The sequence below is a fragment of the Enterobacter cloacae subsp. cloacae ATCC 13047 genome, assembly GCF_000025565.1.
In the GTDB taxonomy this organism is placed as follows: domain Bacteria; phylum Pseudomonadota; class Gammaproteobacteria; order Enterobacterales; family Enterobacteriaceae; genus Enterobacter; species Enterobacter cloacae.
In genome coordinates, this window is record NC_014107.1 from 171,112 (window position 1) to 189,624 (window position 18,513).

The following is an 18,513-nucleotide window of genomic DNA, read 5'->3' on the forward strand; positions in this document are numbered from 1 at the left end:
GGTCACTCCCTCCTTCCCGGTACTATGCTGAGGACAGGCTTTCATTCGGAGAACTATCATGGAAAACATTGCGCTCATTGGTATCGATCTGGGTAAAAACTCTTTCCATATTCATTGCCAGGATCGTCGCGGGAAGGCTGTTTACCGTAAAAAATTTACCCGGCCAAAGTTGATCGAATTTTTGGCGACATGCCCCGCTACAACCATCGCAATGGAAGCCTGTGGCGGTTCTCACTTTATGGCACGCAAGTTGGAAGAGTTGGGGCATTCCCCAAAGCTGATATCACCACAATTTGTCCGCCCGTTCGTTAAAAGCAATAAAAACGACTTTGTCGACGCCGAAGCTATTTGTGAAGCTGCATCGCGTCCGTCTATGCGTTTTGTGCAGCCCAGAACGGAATCTCAGCAGGCAATGCGGGCTCTGCATCGTGTCCGTGAATCCCTGGTTCAGGATAAGGTAAAAACAACCAATCAAATGCATGCTTTTCTGCTGGAATTTGGCATTAGCGTTCCCCGAGGAGCTGCCGTTATTAGCCGACTGAGTACCATTCTTGAGGATAATAGTTTGCCTCTTTACCTCAGCCAGTTATTGCTGAAATTACAACAGCATTATCACTATCTTGTGGAGCAGATTAAAGATTTGGAATCCCAGTTGAAACGAAAGTTGGACGAAGATGAGGTTGGACAGCGCTTGCTGAGCATTCCCTGCGTCGGAACACTGACAGCGAGTACTATTTCAACTGAGATTGGCGACGGGAAGCAGTACGCCAGCAGCCGTGACTTTGCGGCGGCAACAGGGCTTGTACCTCGGCAGTACAGCACGGGAGGTAGGACGACATTGCTGGGAATTAGTAAGCGAGGTAATAAAAAGATCCGAACTTTGTTGGTTCAATGTGCCAGGGTATTCATACAAAAACTGGAACACCAGTCTGGCAAATTGGCCGATTGGGTCAGGGATTTACTGTGCCGGAAAAGCAACTTTGTCGTCACTTGTGCTCTGGCAAACAAGCTGGCCAGAATAGCCTGGGCCCTAACGGCACGACAGCAAACTTATGTAGCATAACGGCAGAAATACACCGGTTTAAAGAATTACTGATCTGGTTTTGCGAATACTGATATTGATGATACTAACGGCCCACCGGCCTGTTGAGGAACCTGTAAAACGGAAAGGCTCATTGAAGCCGTATATTTTCTGGAGGTTCATCAGGCGCGGAACTCATCAAGGCGCGGGAATAAAATCCCATTCAGACGCCGGATAGATTCAAGCAAGCCAACTTGTCGTCAAAATCGGTGTTGCAAAAACGGGAGTGACCATAGATTCCGTTTTCTGAGGCGACTCCAACGTCAGAAAAGACCGTGCGGTCGACTTTTGATATTTCGTGCTGTCGCCTTCTGAAAGTGACACCCGGAGCACCGATCATCCAGAACAGCGCAATGTGCTGATGGAAGGAGAGCTTCATTTGCTCATCCACTTGCGCAGCAGGCGCTTTTTCAGGGAGGCGCGTTCTTGCGGGTTGCGTCCCTTGTGATTGGCGATGCGATCCGCCGTGGCGGCCTGGCGCTTGACGGGCCAGTAGGAGCGGCCATCCTTGCCCATCGACCAGACGCTGCTGGCCTGGTTTTCCAGCAGGGGCAGATGGGCGCTCAGGGCTTCGGGCGACGCGCTGGTCAGCGCCGTGCGCTCACGGGTGCGCCAGCGCTGATGCCAGAGCTTCTTGTCCTCGCGCTCGCTGCCGCAGGTCGTGTGCCCGACGATGGGTGTTTTGCGGCGGCTGCGGCTCATAACGTAGTGGTCTCCAAGAACATTCAGGACTGATCCCAGGCGTCGATGGTCAAGACCTGATCGGCAGGACAGGCGGCTACGCGGTCGGGAACTGGATGGTGTTCAGTCTCATGCCGACCCCATTCGATTGATCGCGTCGCTTGCGGCACGCTGCGACGCAAGGAGGTTTGCGACCTGGTTTAGCAGCCGTGTCCGCTGCATGTCTGTTACCTATCTCCCCGACCGCTCATTGGACCAACTCCAGAGATTGGGCTCTATCGCTCAGCCAATACGAAACCGGCATTGGCTGATGCCACAACCGAGACGAACACAAATGGCTCGGTACCTGTATTTCGCGCCCCGTGCACTTGGCCCGGTCTTGCCACGGCTATCTCACCTTCCCTGAGGGCACGAACAATCCCATTGCCCTGAAAGTAATCAGCCATTCCCGACAAAACAGTCCACGTGTCTTGGCCGTGAGGATGAATGTGAGCCGCAATTTCCTGCCCGGGATGGACATGCCAAACCACGATAATTGAGTCTCGGGTTTCAAGCACAACGGAACGAATAGGCTCGCCTTCGGACGGCTGAACATACTCGGCTACAGAAAATATTCTCGATTCAACAGTCATCGGAGATCCCTCTTTCACAGTGCCCCCAGACAGGCTGGATATGAGTTCTAACTCGAATTTGAACGGGAGGCTGGTCGTGCGGTCGTGCAGTTGCCGATGAGCGTGTCGGCTGCTGCCTCCTTGCCCACCAGCGAACCAGACGGTCGCATGCGCATCCTTTCTTATCGAAACTCGTTGAGATGATATGCAATCAAGAATAGAATTTCAAGAACTATTTTCGAGAATCGCAATGCCTTGATTCCCGTGCCGCGCCGGTTGCCTTGGCGGGCTTGTCACAAACCTACGTTTTCAAGAAGAAGGAAACCGCATGCCCCGCCGTTCGATCCTCTCCGCCGCCGAGCGCGAAAGCCTGCTGGCGTTGCCGGACACCAAGGATGAGTTGATCCGTCACTACACGTTCAGCGAAAGCGACCTCTCCATCATCCGGCAGCGGCGCGGCCCGGCCAATCGGCTGGGCTTCGCGGTGCAGCTCTGCTACCTGCGCTTTCCCGGCGTCATCCTTGGCGCTGATGAGCCACCGTTCCCGCCATTGCTGAGACTGGTCGCCAACCAGCTCAAGGTCGGCATCGAAAGCTGGGACGAGTACGGGCAGCGTGAGCAGACCCGACGCGAGCACCTGGTCGAGCTGCAAACGGTGTTCGGCTTCCAGCCGTTCACGATTGGCCACTACCGGCAGGCTGTCCAGTTGCTGACCGAGCTGGCCATGCAAACCGACAAGGGCATCGTGCTGGCCAGAGCCTTGATCGAGCACCTGCGGCGGCAGTCGGTCATTGTGCCCGCCCTCAACGCCGTCGAGCGGGCGAGCGCCGAAGCGATTACCCGCGCCAACCGGCGTCTCTACGACGCCTTGGCTGAGCCGCTGACGGACGTGCATCGCCGTCGCCTCGACGATCTGCTCAAGATCGCCCGCGAGGGCGGCCAGATGACGCCCGCCGACCTGGCGAAGTTCGAGCCGCAGCGGCGTTACGCGACCCTGGTGGCGCTCGCCATCGAGGGCATGGCCACCGTCACCGACGAAATCATCGACCTGCATGACCGCATCCTGGGCAAGCTGTTCAATGCCGCCAAGAACAAGCATCAGCAGCAGTTCCAGGCATCCGGCAAGGCGATCAATGCCAAGGTGCGGCTGTTCGGGCGCATCGGCCAGGCGCTGATCGAGGCCAAGCAAGCGGGCCGCGATCCGTTCGCCGCCATCGAGGCCGTCATGTCCTGGGATGCTTTCGCCGAGAGCGTCACCGAAGCGCAGCGGCTCGCGCAACCCGAGGACTTCGATTTCCTGCACCGCATCGGCGAGAGCTACGCCACGCTGCGCCGCTACGCGCCGGAATTTCTCGACGTGCTCAAGTTGCGGGCCGCGCCCGCCGCCAAGGACGTACTCGACGCCATCGAGGTGCTGCGCAGCATGAACAGCGACAACGCCCGCAAGGTGCCCACCGACGCGCCGACCGAGTTCATCAAGCCGCGCTGGCAGAAGCTGGTGATGACCGACACCGGCATCGACCGGCGCTACTACGAACTGTGCGCGCTGTCGGAGCTGAAGAACGCGCTGCGCTCCGGCGACATCTGGGTGCAAGGCTCGCGCCAGTTCAAGGACTTCGAGGACTACCTGGTGCCGCCCGCGAAATTCGCCAGCCTCAAGCAGGCCAGCGAATTGCCGCTGGCCGTGGCCACCGATTGCGACCAGTACCTGCATGACCGGCTGACGCTGCTGGAAACGCAGCTCGCCACCGTCAACCGCATGGCGCTGGCCAACGAGCTGCCGGACGCCATCATCACGGAGTCGGGCCTGAAGATCACGCCGCTCGATGCGGCGGTGCCCGATACCGCACAGGCCCTGATCGACCAGACGGCGATGATCCTACCGCACGTCAAGATCACCGAATTGCTGCTGGAGGTAGACGAATGGACGGGCTTCACCCGGCACTTCGCCCACCTGAAGTCAGGCGACCTGGCCAAGGACAAAAACCTGTTGCTGACCACGATCCTCGCCGACGCGATCAACCTGGGCCTGACCAAGATGGCGGAATCGTGCCCCGGCACGACCTACGCCAAGCTGGCCTGGCTGCAAGCCTGGCACATCCGCGACGAAACCTACGGGGCGGCACTGGCCGAGCTGGTCAACGCGCAGTTCCGACATCCCTTCGCCGAGCATTGGGGCGACGGCACCACGTCATCGTCGGACGGCCAGAACTTCCGCACCGGCAGCAAGGCCGAGAGCACCGGCCACATCAATCCGAAATACGGCAGCAGCCCAGGGCGGACGTTCTACACCCATATCTCCGACCAGTACGCGCCGTTCCACACCAAGGTCGTGAACGTCGGCGTGCGCGACTCGACCTACGGGCACTGTTGCAAATAGTCGGTGGTGATAAACTTATCATCCCCTTTTGCTGATGGAGCTGCACATGAACCCATTCAAAGGCCGGCATTTTCAGCGTGACATCATTCTGTGGGCCGTACGCTGGTACTGCAAATACGGCATCAGTTACCGTGAGCTGCAGGAGATGCTGGCTGAACGCGGAGTGAATGTCGATCACTCCACGATTTACCGCTGGGTTCAGCGTTATGCGCCTGAAATGGAAAAACGGCTGCGCTGGTACTGGCGTAACCCTTCCGATCTTTGCCCGTGGCACATGGATGAAACCTACGTGAAGGTCAATGGCCGCTGGGCGTATCTGTACCGGGCCGTCGACAGCCGGGGCCGCACTGTCGATTTTTATCTCTCCTCCCGTCGTAACAGCAAAGCTGCATACCGGTTTCTGGGTAAAATCCTCAACAACGTGAAGAAGTGGCAGATCCCACGATTCATCAACACGGATAAAGCGCCCGCCTATGGTCGCGCGCTTGCTCTGCTCAAACGCGAAGGCCGGTGCCCGTCTGACGTTGAACACCGACAGATTAAGTACCGGAACAACGTGATTGAATGCGATCATGGCAAACTGAAACGGATAATCAACGCCACGCTGGGATTTAAATCCATGAAGACGGCTTACGCCACCATCAAAGGTATTGAGGTGATGCGTGCACTACGCAAAGGCCAGGCCTCAGCATTTTATTATGGTGATCCCCTGGGCGAAATGCGCCTGGTAAGCAGAGTTTTTGAAATGTAAGGCCTTTGAATAAGACAAAAGGCTGCCTCATCGCTAACTTTGCAACAGTGCCCCTCAGAATTATAGAGAATACCTGAAATTTTTGTAGAGCGAGGTTTGTTACCCTGCCCGACCAGCGACATGTGGTTAGTTTAGTGATCAGAAATGTCGAGCGTTTGGTCGTTCATTGACGCGGGATCTTCCAACGGTTCCACATGAGTGGTGATATGGATAAAAGGCAGTGCGGTGCGGATATCATTCTCTATACGCTCGGCCCAGTCGTGCCCATATTGAACAGTCCATCGCCCAGGAACTAGGATGTGCATTGTCATAAACGCCCGCCCGCCAGCCTGGCGTGTACGTAGTGCATGGAAATCAAGCCCCTGTTCACGATATCCTGCCAGCAGTGACTCGATTTTTTTGAGTTCTTCCGTGGGTAGCGATACGTCCATCAGACCTGCAGCTGAACGACTCATAAGCTGATAACCAGTCCAAACGATGTTGGCTGCGACCAGCAATGCAACGATCGGATCGACCCAAAACCAGCCGGTCAGATAAACCAGTCCGACACCAAAAATGACACCGACCGACGTCCAGACATCGGTCAGCAGGTGATGAGCATCTGCCTCAAGAGTGATAGAGTTGTGCTGCCTGCCAGCCCTTAACAAAATGCGAGCCGTCACAAAATTAAGGATTGATGCGACTGTTGAAACCAGTAATCCGAGACCAATCTCCTCAAGCGGCTGTGGAGTTAACATCCGCTCAACTGCGGTATAGGCGATACTGGCTGCCGCCAATAGGATCAGAAATCCTTCGAAAGCACTCGAGAAATATTCGGCTTTGCCGTGCCCATATGCATGGTTCTCATCGGCCGGAAGCGCAGCCAAGGTCAGCATCCAGAGCGCCATTAGGGCTCCTGCGAGGTTAACTACGGATTCGATGGCATCAGATAGCAGACCGACCGAACCGGTCATTTTCCACGCCACACCTTTGAGTCCGATAGTGGCAATAGCCGTGGCAATGGAAAGCCAAGCGTAGTGCGTCAGCGGACGAGGTAACCCTTTTGTTTTAGTCATTATTAACTTCCTAAAATAGGACGACTAACTCACATTTCTATCCATGATAGATAATTAAACAATCATTTCGCCATGAATATTTTTTCGTTTTTATTAAATTTAATTAAAAAGTCTCTGCAAGTGCTGTTTCATCTTCTAGTAAACTAAATTTTATTTTTAGGGTTTTCTTCAACTTGAAGTAATATTATCTCACAACAGATTAGTCACTTAGGTTAACTGAGCGGCTTTTATATTTTTCAATTAAAATATGCAAAACTCCCATTGCACCATGTGCATAAAAATAGACCTCAATGAAAGTAGTAAAGAACTTATGCCAGTGGATTACTGTTTCAGCCAGATTTGACTGCATGGTATTCAACAAGAACCATAGGCCACCTGAAAGTGCTACAATTAGCAATGCTAGAACTCCAAATCCTTGGATTGTACTGGCAATACCTCCCGAATGTGCATCGGGCAGTCGGAAACTAGTCAACGTTTTTATATCTTGCTTAATACCACTAAAGTCAAGCCCTACCCATGAAAAATAATAAGTAAAACCTCTTTGAGTAAGCATCCAACTTAACATAATAAAACCACAAATAATCAGTCCTAACCCTGAAATAATGTGCATCCAGGTTATAACTCCTTCAAGACTATGTTCACCAATTGCTTCGGTCTCTGTCAGATTAGAGTTAATAATTTGTGATAATATTAGAAATGCCACAATGATGTGAAGAATACGAAAAAAAGGAGCGTAATCATGGGGTAATAGATTCCAGAGTCGCAATTTCATTAATGAGTCCTTAGTAAATTTATCGATGATCTTAATCATACAAAAGAATTATTAGGATAACCTTAATTCTTAAAATTGCAGCAGGCATTAGTTCACCTCTGATATGGCCACTTGCGAAATGGGAATGGTAACTGTTATTACTATGTGTTTACTTGCTGTTCTTGTTACGCAGCCCCTTAAACACATTACTTTCAAATATGATTTCCTGCTGGGTTTAAATATGTGTCTTTCTATAGTGCGGCAACCTATTTTTACACCAACTCATGAATTAAATAAGAATCATAAATTAAATGAGAGGTTTAATTCTCTTGCTTAACGCGATGATATTAAATGGAAATTTTAATTTTTGTAATTTATTAAACAGTTAGAATGAGACATGGTAAATACGATCTTCCTTTAGATAATTCGGTAATGACTCCAACTTACTGATAGTGTTTTATGTTCAGATAATGCCCGATGACTTTGTCATGCAGCTCCACCGATTTTGAGAACGACAGTGACTTCCTGCCCAGCCTTGCCAGATGTTGCCTCAGATTCAGGTTATGCCGCTCAATGCGCTGCGTATATCGCTTGCTGATAACGTGCAGTTCTCCCTTCAGGCGTGATTCATAAAGCGGCCAGCCATCCGTCATCCATACCACGACCTCAAAGGCCGACAGCAGGCCCAGAAGACGCTCCAGCGTGGACAACGTGCGTTCACCGAATACGTGCGCCACAACCGTCCTCCGTATCCTGTCATACGCGTAAAACAACCAGCGCTGGCGTGATTTAGCGCCGACATAACCCCACTGTTCGTCCATTTCCGCGCAAACAATGACGTCACTGCCCGGTTGTATGCGTGAGGTTACCGACTGCGGTCTGAGTTTTTTAAGTGACGTAAAATCGTGTTGAGGCCAACGCCCATAATGCGTGCACTGGCGCGACATCCGACGCCATTCATGGCCATATCAATGATTTTCTGATGCGTACCGGGTTGAGAAGCGGTGTAAGTGAACTGTAGCTGCCATGTTTTACGGCAGTGAGAGCAGAGATAGCGCTGATGTCCGGCAGTACTTTTACCGTTACGCACCACGCCTTCAGTAGCTGAACAGGAGGGACAGCTGATAGAAACAGAAGCCACTGGAGCACCTCAAAAACACCATCATACACTAAATCAGTAAGTTGGCACCATTACCATTTCATTGAAAGAATAAGATGAAATAACTGTAAATGTTGTTAAAATGGTAGAAAGCTAAAGGAGATAGACGGAGCTTGAGGATGAAAATAGCATGACGATAAAAAATAAAAAATTAAGATAGCCATACTTATTGTTATAATAATGGTGTTATCTGCCGGGTTTATTTTATCTCACTCCTCAGGGCCGGAGATATTAGAAGGCATTGTTGATACAGATGAAATTAATATAACCAGTAAGGTTACAGCAAGAGTTGATAGCTTGCATGTCAGAGAAGGAGACAGCATCCGTAACGGGCAGGCTTTAGTCAGTTTGTATGACAGGCAAATTACTGAGAATTCCCTGCAAGCAAAGGAAGCATTAGCTGCGGCTGTAGCTAGTCAGGAAAAGGCATATAACGGAGAGCGTACAGAGTATATTGAGTCATTAAAAGCTAACTGGATAAGTGCTCAAGCAGATGAAAAAAACATAAAGTTATCCACGGATCGAGTAGTAAAACTCTATGATGGTAGTAAGGCTGTTTCTGCCCAAGAACGTGATGATGCCATTGCGAGATATAAGATTTCTAGGCAGAAAACTAATGCTGCCTATGAGCAATATATGCAAGTCAAACGGGGTAACAGGGCAGAGGATATTCGCATTGCTGATGCTAATGTAAATTCAGCCAAGGCGGCTTTTGAGTCTGCGGATTCCTTGGTCAGAGAGCTGAGTGTTCATTCAAAAAATGATGGAGAAATTGCCAAGCGCTTTGCTAATCCGGGAGAACTTGTTTCTGCTGGCTCACCTATATTCAGCATGATTGATTTAAATAATCTTTGGGTAACTATTAATTTACGGGAAGACCGTTTTAACGCATTAAAAATAGGTGATGTGATTGAAGGGGCGATTCCTGCATTGAAATATAAAAATGTTAAATTCCGTGTTTTTTTTATTAACCCCAAAGGAAATTTTGCCACATGGAGAGCGACTCGTCAGTCAAGCGGTTATGACGTCAGAACATTTGAAGTACGGTTACATCCGATGAATAAAATAGAAGGAATGCGCCCGGGGATGTCTGTTATTTTTGATTGGCCTTTTGATAATGACTAATAATACTTTATCAGACTTTTCAGCTTCATTGATAGATGAAATTAATTTCATCTATCATGACCGCTACATGAAAATCTTACTGTTTATTGTGCCGGTGTTTTTATTAACTTTTGTCATCGCTATCTTCAGTTCTGGTGTGCCTGAGAAAATACCTGTCGCACTGGTAGATTATGATCATTCATCATTGAGTCGGGAAATAATCAAAAATATTGATGCATCGAAGAGTATTGAGTTAATAGAAACAACGGACAATATTTCCCTGGCTCAACGCCTGATGAAGAGTATGAAAATTTATGCTTTTATAGAGATCCCCCGAGGTGCATCTGGATCAACTATCCGTCAGGATGATAATAAGGTCGTAATTCGTTATAACGGGCAGTTAAGAACAACTGGTAATGCTGCGTTTATCGGTTTGCAGGCAGCGGTGAATGATGCCTTTAACTCAATAAATAACAGGAAGTCACTGGGTGTTGAGCATAAAGGTACGGGCAACTCAATGCCAAATATACAAGTAATCAGTATCAGCAATCCACAAAATAGCTATGAAAGATTCTTGACCCCAATTGCAGTGCCGGTGTTGCTGAGTATAGTTCTAAGCAGCGCTGTAATTTGCGCTATCGGACGTTTTTTTGAAGAAGGTAATCTCTGTGACGATTGGATTAAGAAAAAAACAATATATTTATCAGTTCAGATTGCTTCCCGTTGCCTACCATATATAACCATCATTTTTCTTTGGGGATTAATATTCAATGTCTGGCAAGTAGTGGGGCGGGGTTGGCCAATTTTAGGTAATTCATGGTTGTTAATTCTGGCGATGTTTATGTTGTGTCTTCTTACTGCATCTATCGCCATTATGTTTATTTCAATAACGCGAAATGTACTTACAGCTTTAAGTATCTCAACGGTATATGCTAGTGCTGCGTTAACCTACTCAGATGGTACGCTTTCTATTTTGAATGCCAATGGTTGGGCTAAATTCTGGAGTAATTTTCAGCCATTCACCCACTATTACCGAATACAGTTAGAGCAGGTCAATCTTGGCAGTTATATCACAACGAGTTTTTCCCAATTTGGTATCTTGTCACTCTATATTATCATTCCTTTAACTATTTCTTTTATTATTCTTGCAAGACGTAATTATAGTCAACAGCCGGTAGTCTTTCAGGAGAATGTAAAACTCGATGGTGTTTTACAGAGTTTTATTAGTACTGTTAAATCAATAAGAAAATGTCAACCTATATTTTCAACGGCAGTTATGTCATTGATTCTTTATAGTGTTTTTTATCCAAGCGCCTACAAGGCACAAATTAACCTCAAACTTCCCGTTGCGGTAGTTGATTTTGATCAATCATCATTGTCACGTAATCTGATCGATAATCTGCAAACCACACGTGAAATTGATGTTACCCAGGTTGATAGTTCTCTGTCTGATGCATTAATTTTATTGCGAAACAGAAAAGTTTCCGCGGTGATAGCTATTGATAATGATTTTAAAAAGAATCTTATCAGAGGAGAGAACGCAGGGATCGATGTGCACCTATCAGGCGGTTATATGGCTGTTGCTGCCGATTTGAGAACGGCAGTGACTAATGCAATAAACGCTACGACGGATGTTAATAGATTAACATCTAAAGCTACTAATAACATCATTCCTCTTCCTCTATATAATCCAACATTGGGATACGAATCTTTTATTATGCCGCTGGTTTTTATTATAATACTTCAGCAAACACTTATCTTTACCAGTTCTATGCTTATTGCATTGCGTAATAGTATCGGTTTAACAAAAATTAATTCATCTCAGTTTATCGGGACGTTTTTTGGGTTGTTTATGGTTGGTTTTTTTGGAGCGGTTTTTGTGTTTGGTTGGGTTTATTATTTGCAAGGGTATCCCAATGAAGGAAGTATGTTTTTACAGGTTTTGTTGATTGTTCTTTTTTCTGCGGCAGTAAGTTCAATGGGGATGTTGATTGGTAGTTTTCTGGATAACATCAACCGTCCAATGCAGATCCTATCGGCTACCTCGATGGTTATTTTTTATGCGTCAGGAGCCTCGTTTCCTACATTTAATATGCCTGAATGGGTTGTGAAAACGATGGTGATTTTCCCATCAAGTACAATGATAAGTGGGTTTACTATGCTGAACTCTCAGGGGGCAGGTATCTATGAGTTGGCACCCGTAATAATAAAAATATCTTTGCTAGCAATTATATTATTTTTACTTGCTATGTATCGTCTAGTTTGGCAGAAGTAAGTATCCTCCGGCAGAGCCGGAGGCTTTAGGGTGAGCGCCTCAAAGGCGCCGACAAACCATGAGCCGCCCAAGGCGCCTGTTATACGTTCAGATTCATCTGGTCGTAACGTTCGTCTTCTCGCTCTTGCTTGCGTATGTAAGCCCTGACCGTGGCTTCATCCAGGCCTACAGTTGAAACAAAATATCCTCGTGCCCAGAAAACTTCACCAGTGAAGTTTTTTCCTCTGCCGAACTGCCGGGCTATCGCTATCGCACTTTTCCCCTTCAGATAGCCGACGATTGTCGATACCGAATACTTTGGTGGAATGCTGATGCACATGTGAACATGATGCCGCTGCTCGATACCCTCCGCGTAAGTCACGGAGTCGGACCGGTATGCCATGAGCTGGATATCGCCCCGTCGACATACTACCGGTACCAGAACCAACGTCAGCATCCGGAAAAACGCAGTCAGCGTGACCGGCGTGATGACCAGCTGAAGCTGGAGGTACAGCGCGTGTACGACGAAAACTACAGTGTCTATGGAGTTCGTAAGGTCTGGCACCAGCTGCAACGGGAAAGCTTCAGCGTGGTCAGATGCACCATCGCGCGACTGATGAAAAGCATGGGGCTTACCGGCGTGCGGCGGGAAAAAAGTACGAACCATGGTCAGCAGGAAAGAAGCTGCGGCAGGCGGCCGGGTAAACCGTCAGTTCGTGGCAGAGCGTCCCAATCAGCTGTGGGTAGCAGACTTCACGTACGTGAGTACTTGGCAGGGGTTCGCGTATGTAGCGTTCATCATCGATGTGTTTGCCGGCGGCATCGTGGGTTGGCGAGTGTCGTCATCGATGGAAACCACGTTCGTGCTGGATGCGCTGGAGCAGGCGCTGTGGGCCCGTCGCCCTTCCGGCACCATCCATCACTCGGATAAGGGCTCGCAGTACGTGTCGCTGGCGTACATGCAACGTCTGCAGGACGCGGGCTTACTGGCCTCGACGGGCAGCTCAGGCGACTCCTACGACAATGCGATGGCGGAAAGCATCAACGGCCTGTACAAAGCGGAGGTGATACACAGACAGAGCTGGAAAAGCCGAGCAGAGGTTGAGTTGGCGACGCTGACGTGGGTGGACTGGTACAACAGCGGCCGACTACTGGAACGGCTCGGTCACATCCCCCCGGCTGAAGCCGAAAGAGCGTATTATGCTTCCATCGGAAACGGAGCTATGGCAGCCTGAGTTCGCGGACTAAAAACTCTCCCGGAAAACCGGGGCGGTTCAGGATCTTGTTGAGATCCTCTCTACCTACGAGTAATCTCTTGCTCTGTAAACGAAAAAAACCGCCTTGCAGGGCGGTTTTATCGAAGGTTAAGCCAGCTTGCAGGCTGCTTAACCAGGTAACTGTCTTGTGCGAGACTAGTCACCAAAACTGTCCTTTCAGTGTAGCCGCAGTCAGGCCGCCACTTCAAGTACTCTCTAAATCTCTCGCACATCATCAGTTACCAATGGCTGCTGCCAGTGGCGTTAAGTCGTGTCTTTCCGGGTTGGACTCAAGACGATAGTTACCGGATAAGGCGCAGCGGTCGGACTGAACGGGGGGTTCGTGCATACAGTCCAGCTTGGAGCGAACTGCCTATTTGGAACTGAGTGTCAGGCGTGGAATGAGACAAACGCGGCCATAACAGCGGAATGACACCGGTAAACCGAAAGGCAGGAACAGGAGAGCGCACGAGGGAGCTACCAGGGGTCAGTTTGGATATAGAGAATTATTGTACTATAAGGGCTTCCCCGGCGTGTCAACGCCGGTGTTTATGGTTTCTGTCTGCTCTTCAGTAAAAATAAAGGGGAGAGACTGCGGTACTATAAACGGCCATGATGAATCGTCATCGATTCGGACCCTGATGAAAGACGCGCGTGAGGTTCTTGTTCGTTAAGCGGATACGTATATCCTGTACAATAGCCAGATAGGCCTCACGGGGTCTAACCCTTTATCATCAACGAATTGCAGGTCAGATGGTTATTTTGTTTCGTGCTTTAGCTGGCTGAGTACAGCCTGAAATCATCACCGTAATGCAATGATGCCCAGCACAGCCTTGCGTTTTTGGCGGCGATGGCTACAACGGCACGCCAGTATCCTCTGCGATCGACCAGTGAACAGACCCAACGACTGAATAAATCAGTCCTTTTCTCGGCACCAATCAGAACCGAACGAGCCCCCTGAACCAGTAGCGTTCGCAGATACGAATCGCCAGCTTTAGTTATCCTGCCAAGCTTTGATTTCCCACCACTGCTGTACTGCGATGGCGTTAGTCCCAGCCAGGCTGCCAGTTGTCGCCCATTTTTAAAATCGTGTGCATTACCGATACTGGCGACCAGCGCACAGGCCGTTGTGGGACCAATCCCTTTCAGTTCCATCAATCGCTGGCTGCGGTGATCTGTTTTTGCCATGCGGGACAAAATCCGGTCATATTCAGTAATATTATCTTCAATACGATCAATGTGTTCCAGCAGGTCATTAACACATTGTTGAACCTGAAGTGGCAAAGAACTCTTCTGCTCAGAAACCATGTGACGCAGGGCATCTGTACTTTGTGGGGCGATGACACCGAATTCCGATATCAAACCTCTCAATCGGTTATATGTTGCTGTTTTCTCTTCGATAAAACCCTGTCTGATACGGTGTAGGCATTGCATCGCCTGCTGGCTCTCATCCTTCACTGGTACAAACCGCATATGCGGGCGACGAACTGCTTCACAGATAGCCTGAGCATCAGCTGCATCATTTTTGCCTGATTTACCGGCCATGCGGTAAGGAGATACAAATTTAGCAGCCATCAGCCGTGGTTCATGACCATATTGCCGAAACAACCTTGCCCAGTAGTGAGCCCCGGAGCATGCCTCCATCCCGATAACACAGGGAGGTAAACTGGCAATCAGCTCAGGAAGGGCAGCACGCGATACTTTGGGTTTAACCAGAACAGTTTTACCGTGTTGGTCAACGCAGTGAACAGCGAACACATTTTTAGCAAGATCGATACCGACAGTCGTGATGGTCATAACGAATCCCTCCGGGGCTATGTTTACCCCATGATTGCACAAGAGTTAATCAGGCGCATATCCAGGGGAAGTCCCTTCCATTCGGTAAGCCTGTTTTTTGAACAGACTTACCTATAGCAATAGGGTGTACTCCCGCGCTATACGGCATTTTCAGAGGTTTGACCTTAATCGGATAACCTAAATGCGATACTGCAAGAGCGACAACTTAAAAGCGATAGCCACTGACGCAAAATCAACCCCTTACGAACCAAGATTGGTTAAATAATGCGCTTAACGTACAAAAATTTCCGATCTCCAAACTGACCCCTGGAAGGGCGCCCTGGACACTGACCGGGTATTTTTATCCCGGCGCGGCAACGGATTGTCCCGCCAGCAGGCCTATCGCATTGTGCGTGAGGCCGGCGAAAAGGCCGGCATGACCATAGAAATAAATCCGAAGATGCTCAGGCACGCTTGTGGTTTCGGACTGGCAGAGCGGGGCGCGGGTACCTGTCTGATTCAGGACTTTCTTGGCCACCGTAACGCTCGGCATACAAAAAAATACACTGAAAGTGATGACAGTCCTTTTATCGACTTGTGGCAGGATACCTGGGGGGGAAGTGACGATAAAACAAAGGGTTGTAACGAGAGTGTGGACGGGGAAGAACCGTGTGAAAAAGGTAACAGTTGGGGCCAAACTGACACCTAGTGAAATAACGTACTGTACGATTTTTCTATTTGTATTAAATTTCAATTGGTTAGATTGACATTACACGGATGTCATGGTTAGAAAACAGGGAGTTCTGGCTGAATCCTGGGAGCGAAAAAGTGATAGAGCAGGAAAATGAGATATCAGATTTAAAGGACAGGAGTAACGTAAAAAGTCTTACTTTATATTACAAAACAAAGTGTTAGTGACCGGAGTGGGCACTGTTGCAAATAGTCGGTGGTGATAAACTTATCATCCCCTTTTGCTGATGGAGCTGCACATGAACCCATTCAAAGGCCGGCATTTTCAGCGTGACATCATTCTGTGGGCCGTACGCTGGTACTGCAAATACGGCATCAGTTACCGTGAGCTGCAGGAGATGCTGGCTGAACGCGGAGTGAATGTCGATCACTCCACGATTTACCGCTGGGTTCAGCGTTATGCGCCTGAAATGGAAAAACGGCTGCGCTGGTACTGGCGTAACCCTTCCGATCTTTGCCCGTGGCACATGGATGAAACCTACGTGAAGGTCAATGGCCGCTGGGCGTATCTGTACCGGGCCGTCGACAGCCGGGGCCGCACTGTCGATTTTTATCTCTCCTCCCGTCGTAACAGCAAAGCTGCATACCGGTTTCTGGGTAAAATCCTCAACAACGTGAAGAAGTGGCAGATCCCGCGATTCATCAACACGGATAAAGCGCCCGCCTATGGTCGCGCGCTTGCTCTGCTCAAACGCGAAGGCCGGTGCCCGTCTGACGTTGAACACCGACAGATTAAGTACCGGAACAACGTGATTGAATGCGATCATGGCAAACTGAAACGGATAATCGGCGCCACGCTGGGATTTAAATCCATGAAGACGGCTTACGCCACCATCAAAGGTATTGAGGTGATGCGTGCACTACGCAAAGGCCAGGCCTCAGCATTTTATTATGGTGATCCCCTGGGCGAAATGCGCCTGGTAAGCAGAGTTTTTGAAATGTAAGGCCTTTGAATAAGACAAAAGGCTGCCTCATCGCTAACTTTGCAACAGTGCCCCTAATCGTGTTCAGCAGAATAGCCGGAGGAAGTTTCCTACTGTCGATAAGAAAGGATTGGCACAGGGAGTGTGAATATCGAAACACCATCACAGAATAATGCCAGATAGAAATGCGATAGTAGGGTTGGATATTTAAATAAGGAGCATCCCGACTTAAAATGAATATGACTGCGTAACCAGGCGCAATAAAAAAAGCGAAAGAATCGCTTTTATTCTGGTTGTTTTTTCGAAGAGTGACCGTTTTCTGAGATGACAAGAAATAAGGAAGTCCTATGATCGCTAGCGGAATAGTTCAAAAACTGAATGCGCAAATGAATCAGGAGTTTTATACCTCAAATTTGTATCTTCAGCTCAGCCAGAGGTGCAGCGAGAATAGCCTTAATGGCACCGCACTATTTTTGCGTCATCAGGCGCAAAATACGGTGACGCAAATGATGCGCATGTACGAATACATCAAACAGAGCGGCGCCACGCCGGTGTTACAGGAGCAACACGCCCGGTGCGGTGAATTTTCCACGCTGGAAGATCTGTTTGAGCAGACGGTAAGCGATTACCAGAAGCGCATTAATGCGCTGACCTCTTTGACGGAAGACGCCCAGGCAGCAAACGATAAGTCAGCGATTAACTTCCTGAAGCGATACAGAAAAGAGGAAATCGTGGACGGGACGCTGTTGCAAATCATTCTGGATGAAGTCCGCAGCGCTAAAAAAGCGGGCATCAACATGCAGCAAACCGACCACTATCTGGTTGGCGTGATCGATCGCTATCACTAAATGGGGTTTGAGAGCCAATGGAACGAAAACGTACGCTAAGAAGTTAATTCATTGTTTAAATTGAAATTTAGTTCTCTCAGTTCCCCCTTCAAAATATCCTCCGGTAGCGTAAACGTATAATGCCCCAGCATATTGATATGCCCGTGCATCAGTGGGGACAACCGGGCGATATCTTCAACCCCGATTTCTTCTCCATTACTGCGTATCCAGCTCAGGGCTTCCTGCATATAAAGTGTGTTCCACAGTACCACTGCGTTAGTGACCAGGCCCAGTGCCCCCAGCTGATCTTCCTGACCTTCACGATAGCGCTTTCTGATCTCACCGCGCTGCCCGTAGCAGATCGCCCTCGCCACAGCATGGCGGCCTTCCCCCCGGTTTAGCTGCGTCAGGATCCGCCGACGATAATCCTCATCATCAATATAATTAAGAAGGTACAGCGTCTTGTTGACGCGCCCCACTTCCATGATCGCCTGTGCCAGCCCTGATGGGCGCGAGCTTTTCAGCAAAGAGCGAATGAGTTCTGAAGCATGAATGGTGCCCAGTTTCAGCGAACCGGCGGTTCGCATCATCTCATCCCACTGATCCTCGGCTTTCGACAGATCGGCACAACCACGTGCCAGTTCGTCCAGTGCACCGTAATTTGCCGATTTATCCACTCGCCAGAATACCGCTTCACCGGCATCGGCAAGCCGGGGGGAAAACTGGTATCCCAGCAGCCAGAAGAGGCCAAAAATAATGTCGCTGGTACCGGCTGTGTCTGTCATGATCTCAACCGGATTCAGCCCTGTCTGCTGCTCCAGAAGGCCTTCCAGCACAAAAATGGAATCTCGTAATGTGCCGGGGACAACGATGCCGTGGAATCCAGAGTACTGATCAGAGACGAAGTTGTACCAGGTGATGCCACGTCCGGAACCAAAATATTTTCTGTTAGGTCCTGAATTGACGGTTTTCACCGGCGTGACAAAGCGCATGCCATCAGCTGAAGCCACTTCGCCACCACCCCAGCGGCCAGCAAGCTCCAGTGTGGACTGAAAATCAACCAGGCGGGCATTGGCGCTGACCAGCGTTTCTGCCCGGAGGTAATTCTGTTTGGCACTGTTGCAAAGTTAGCGATGAGGCAGCCTTTTGTCTTA

At 49.4% G+C, this 18,513-nt stretch carries 14 protein-coding genes and 5 pseudogenes; 9 read left to right on the forward strand and 10 right to left on the reverse strand.

The annotated features are described in order from the left end of the window. Positions 1 to 58: 58 nt before the first annotated feature. Positions 59 to 1,063, forward strand: a complete 1,005-nt coding sequence (locus tag ECL_RS26790; RefSeq protein WP_000427623.1) for an IS110-like element IS4321 family transposase — start codon at positions 59 to 61, stop codon at positions 1,061 to 1,063. Positions 1,064 to 1,244: 181 nt separating this feature from the next. On the opposite strand, the gene ECL_RS26795 is transcribed toward ECL_RS26790, so the two are convergent. The 3 genes from ECL_RS26795 to ECL_RS26805 form a co-directional block, all read right to left on the reverse strand. Next, the gene (locus ECL_RS26795) at positions 1,245 to 1,421 is read right to left on the reverse strand and encodes an integrase (protein WP_074422537.1); all 177 of its coding nucleotides are present in this window, start codon (positions 1,419 to 1,421) and stop codon (positions 1,245 to 1,247) included. Positions 1,422 to 1,456: 35 nt separating this feature from the next. Further along, positions 1,457 to 1,783, reverse strand: a complete 327-nt coding sequence (locus ECL_RS26800; RefSeq protein ID WP_003100858.1) for a hypothetical protein — start codon at positions 1,781 to 1,783, stop codon at positions 1,457 to 1,459. A gap of 254 nt (positions 1,784 to 2,037) precedes the next feature. Beyond that, on the reverse strand, positions 2,038 to 2,394 hold the full coding sequence (locus ECL_RS26805) for a cupin domain-containing protein (protein ID WP_003465043.1): 357 nt from the start codon (positions 2,392 to 2,394) through the stop codon (positions 2,038 to 2,040). Between the two features lie 307 nt (positions 2,395 to 2,701). Between ECL_RS26805 and ECL_RS26810 the strand changes: the two are divergent. Both ECL_RS26810 and ECL_RS26815 read left to right on the forward strand, forming a co-directional pair. Continuing rightward, positions 2,702 to 4,735 (forward strand): annotated as a pseudogene (locus ECL_RS26810) (Tn3 family transposase); the annotation flags it as partial. 64 nt (positions 4,736 to 4,799) lie between these two features. Next, positions 4,800 to 5,504, forward strand: coding sequence for an IS6-like element IS26 family transposase (locus ECL_RS26815; RefSeq protein WP_001067858.1), 705 nt, complete (start codon positions 4,800 to 4,802; stop codon positions 5,502 to 5,504). Between the two features lie 131 nt (positions 5,505 to 5,635). Here ECL_RS26815 and ECL_RS26820 read toward each other — a convergent pair whose 3' ends face one another. From ECL_RS26820 to ECL_RS26830, 3 genes are all read right to left on the reverse strand, one after another. After that, positions 5,636 to 6,559 (reverse strand): cation diffusion facilitator family transporter, encoded by a 924-nt coding sequence (locus ECL_RS26820; protein ID WP_000167917.1) that lies wholly within the window; start codon positions 6,557 to 6,559, stop codon positions 5,636 to 5,638. 199 nt (positions 6,560 to 6,758) lie between these two features. Further along, entirely contained in the window at positions 6,759 to 7,331 is a 573-nt protein-coding gene (locus ECL_RS26825; protein WP_001515348.1) for a cytochrome b/b6 domain-containing protein, read from the reverse strand. Positions 7,332 to 7,753: 422 nt separating this feature from the next. Then, a protein-coding gene (locus ECL_RS26830; protein WP_223433957.1) for an IS1 family transposase occupies positions 7,754 to 8,451 on the reverse strand; the annotation gives its coding sequence in 2 pieces (ribosomal slippage) (positions 7,754 to 8,202 and positions 8,202 to 8,451; 699 coding nt in all). A gap of 198 nt (positions 8,452 to 8,649) precedes the next feature. Here ECL_RS26830 and ECL_RS26835 point away from each other — a divergent pair. Next, positions 8,650 to 9,594 carry an HlyD family secretion protein gene (locus ECL_RS26835; protein ID WP_013087251.1) on the forward strand — a complete coding sequence of 315 codons (945 nt, stop codon included), beginning with the start codon at positions 8,650 to 8,652 and terminating at the stop codon, positions 9,592 to 9,594. A 67-nt stretch (positions 9,595 to 9,661) separates the two neighbouring features. Next, positions 9,662 to 11,848 (forward strand): ABC transporter permease, encoded by a 2,187-nt coding sequence (locus ECL_RS26840; RefSeq protein WP_158009095.1) that lies wholly within the window; start codon positions 9,662 to 9,664, stop codon positions 11,846 to 11,848. A gap of 79 nt (positions 11,849 to 11,927) precedes the next feature. Here ECL_RS26840 and tnpA read toward each other — a convergent pair. Continuing rightward, positions 11,928 to 12,179 (reverse strand): annotated as a pseudogene (gene tnpA / locus ECL_RS26845) (IS200/IS605 family transposase); the annotation flags it as partial. Here tnpA and ECL_RS26850 point away from each other — a divergent pair. Continuing rightward, positions 12,174 to 13,062: pseudogene (locus tag ECL_RS26850) on the forward strand (IS3 family transposase); the annotation flags it as partial. The pseudogenes tnpA and ECL_RS26850 sit on opposite strands and share 6 nt — an antisense overlap. 256 nt (positions 13,063 to 13,318) lie before the next feature. On the opposite strand, the gene ECL_RS26855 reads toward ECL_RS26850, so the two are convergent. Both ECL_RS26855 and ECL_RS26860 read right to left on the reverse strand, forming a co-directional pair. Beyond that, complete coding sequence (locus tag ECL_RS26855; protein ID WP_013087254.1) at positions 13,319 to 13,432, reverse strand: hypothetical protein; 114 nt, start codon at positions 13,430 to 13,432, stop codon at positions 13,319 to 13,321. Between the two features lie 425 nt (positions 13,433 to 13,857). After that, entirely contained in the window at positions 13,858 to 14,880 is a 1,023-nt protein-coding gene (locus ECL_RS26860) for an IS110 family RNA-guided transposase (protein ID WP_001572362.1), read from the reverse strand. Between the two features lie 307 nt (positions 14,881 to 15,187). On the opposite strand from ECL_RS26860, the pseudogene ECL_RS26865 reads away from it, so the two are divergent. From ECL_RS26865 to ECL_RS26875, 3 genes and pseudogenes are all read left to right on the forward strand, one after another. Beyond that, positions 15,188 to 15,568, forward strand: a pseudogene (locus ECL_RS26865) (tyrosine-type recombinase/integrase); the annotation flags it as partial. A gap of 280 nt (positions 15,569 to 15,848) precedes the next feature. Further along, positions 15,849 to 16,553 (forward strand): IS6-like element IS26 family transposase, encoded by a 705-nt coding sequence (locus tag ECL_RS26870; protein ID WP_001067855.1) that lies wholly within the window; start codon positions 15,849 to 15,851, stop codon positions 16,551 to 16,553. A gap of 326 nt (positions 16,554 to 16,879) precedes the next feature. Continuing rightward, a complete protein-coding gene (locus tag ECL_RS26875; protein ID WP_001752509.1) occupies positions 16,880 to 17,380 on the forward strand; it encodes a non-heme ferritin-like protein in 501 nt (166 codons plus the stop codon). A 35-nt stretch (positions 17,381 to 17,415) separates the two neighbouring features. Here ECL_RS26875 and ECL_RS26880 read toward each other — a convergent pair. After that, a pseudogene (locus tag ECL_RS26880) lies at positions 17,416 to 18,471 on the reverse strand (transposase); the annotation flags it as partial. Between the last annotated feature and the right edge of the window lie 42 nt (positions 18,472 to 18,513).

What these genes read in the sequence shown, in the direction of transcription:
- ECL_RS26790 (WP_000427623.1), top strand. Translation starts at nt 59, where the DNA reads ATGGAAAACATTGCGCTCATTGGTATCGATCTGGGTAAAAACTCTTTC.
- ECL_RS26795 (WP_074422537.1), bottom strand. Translation starts at nt 1,421, where the DNA reads ATGATCGGTGCTCCGGGTGTCACTTTCAGAAGGCGACAGCACGAAATA.
- ECL_RS26800 (WP_003100858.1), bottom strand. Translation starts at nt 1,783, where the DNA reads ATGAGCCGCAGCCGCCGCAAAACACCCATCGTCGGGCACACGACCTGC.
- ECL_RS26805 (WP_003465043.1), bottom strand. Translation starts at nt 2,394, where the DNA reads ATGACTGTTGAATCGAGAATATTTTCTGTAGCCGAGTATGTTCAGCCG.
- ECL_RS26815 (WP_001067858.1), top strand. Translation starts at nt 4,800, where the DNA reads ATGAACCCATTCAAAGGCCGGCATTTTCAGCGTGACATCATTCTGTGG.
- ECL_RS26820 (WP_000167917.1), bottom strand. Translation starts at nt 6,559, where the DNA reads ATGACTAAAACAAAAGGGTTACCTCGTCCGCTGACGCACTACGCTTGG.
- ECL_RS26825 (WP_001515348.1), bottom strand. Translation starts at nt 7,331, where the DNA reads ATGAAATTGCGACTCTGGAATCTATTACCCCATGATTACGCTCCTTTT.
- ECL_RS26835 (WP_013087251.1), top strand. Translation starts at nt 8,650, where the DNA reads ATGGTGTTATCTGCCGGGTTTATTTTATCTCACTCCTCAGGGCCGGAG.
- ECL_RS26840 (WP_158009095.1), top strand. Translation starts at nt 9,662, where the DNA reads ATGAAAATCTTACTGTTTATTGTGCCGGTGTTTTTATTAACTTTTGTC.
- ECL_RS26855 (WP_013087254.1), bottom strand. Translation starts at nt 13,432, where the DNA reads ATGCACGAACCCCCCGTTCAGTCCGACCGCTGCGCCTTATCCGGTAAC.
- ECL_RS26860 (WP_001572362.1), bottom strand. Translation starts at nt 14,880, where the DNA reads ATGACCATCACGACTGTCGGTATCGATCTTGCTAAAAATGTGTTCGCT.
- ECL_RS26870 (WP_001067855.1), top strand. Translation starts at nt 15,849, where the DNA reads ATGAACCCATTCAAAGGCCGGCATTTTCAGCGTGACATCATTCTGTGG.
- ECL_RS26875 (WP_001752509.1), top strand. Translation starts at nt 16,880, where the DNA reads ATGATCGCTAGCGGAATAGTTCAAAAACTGAATGCGCAAATGAATCAG.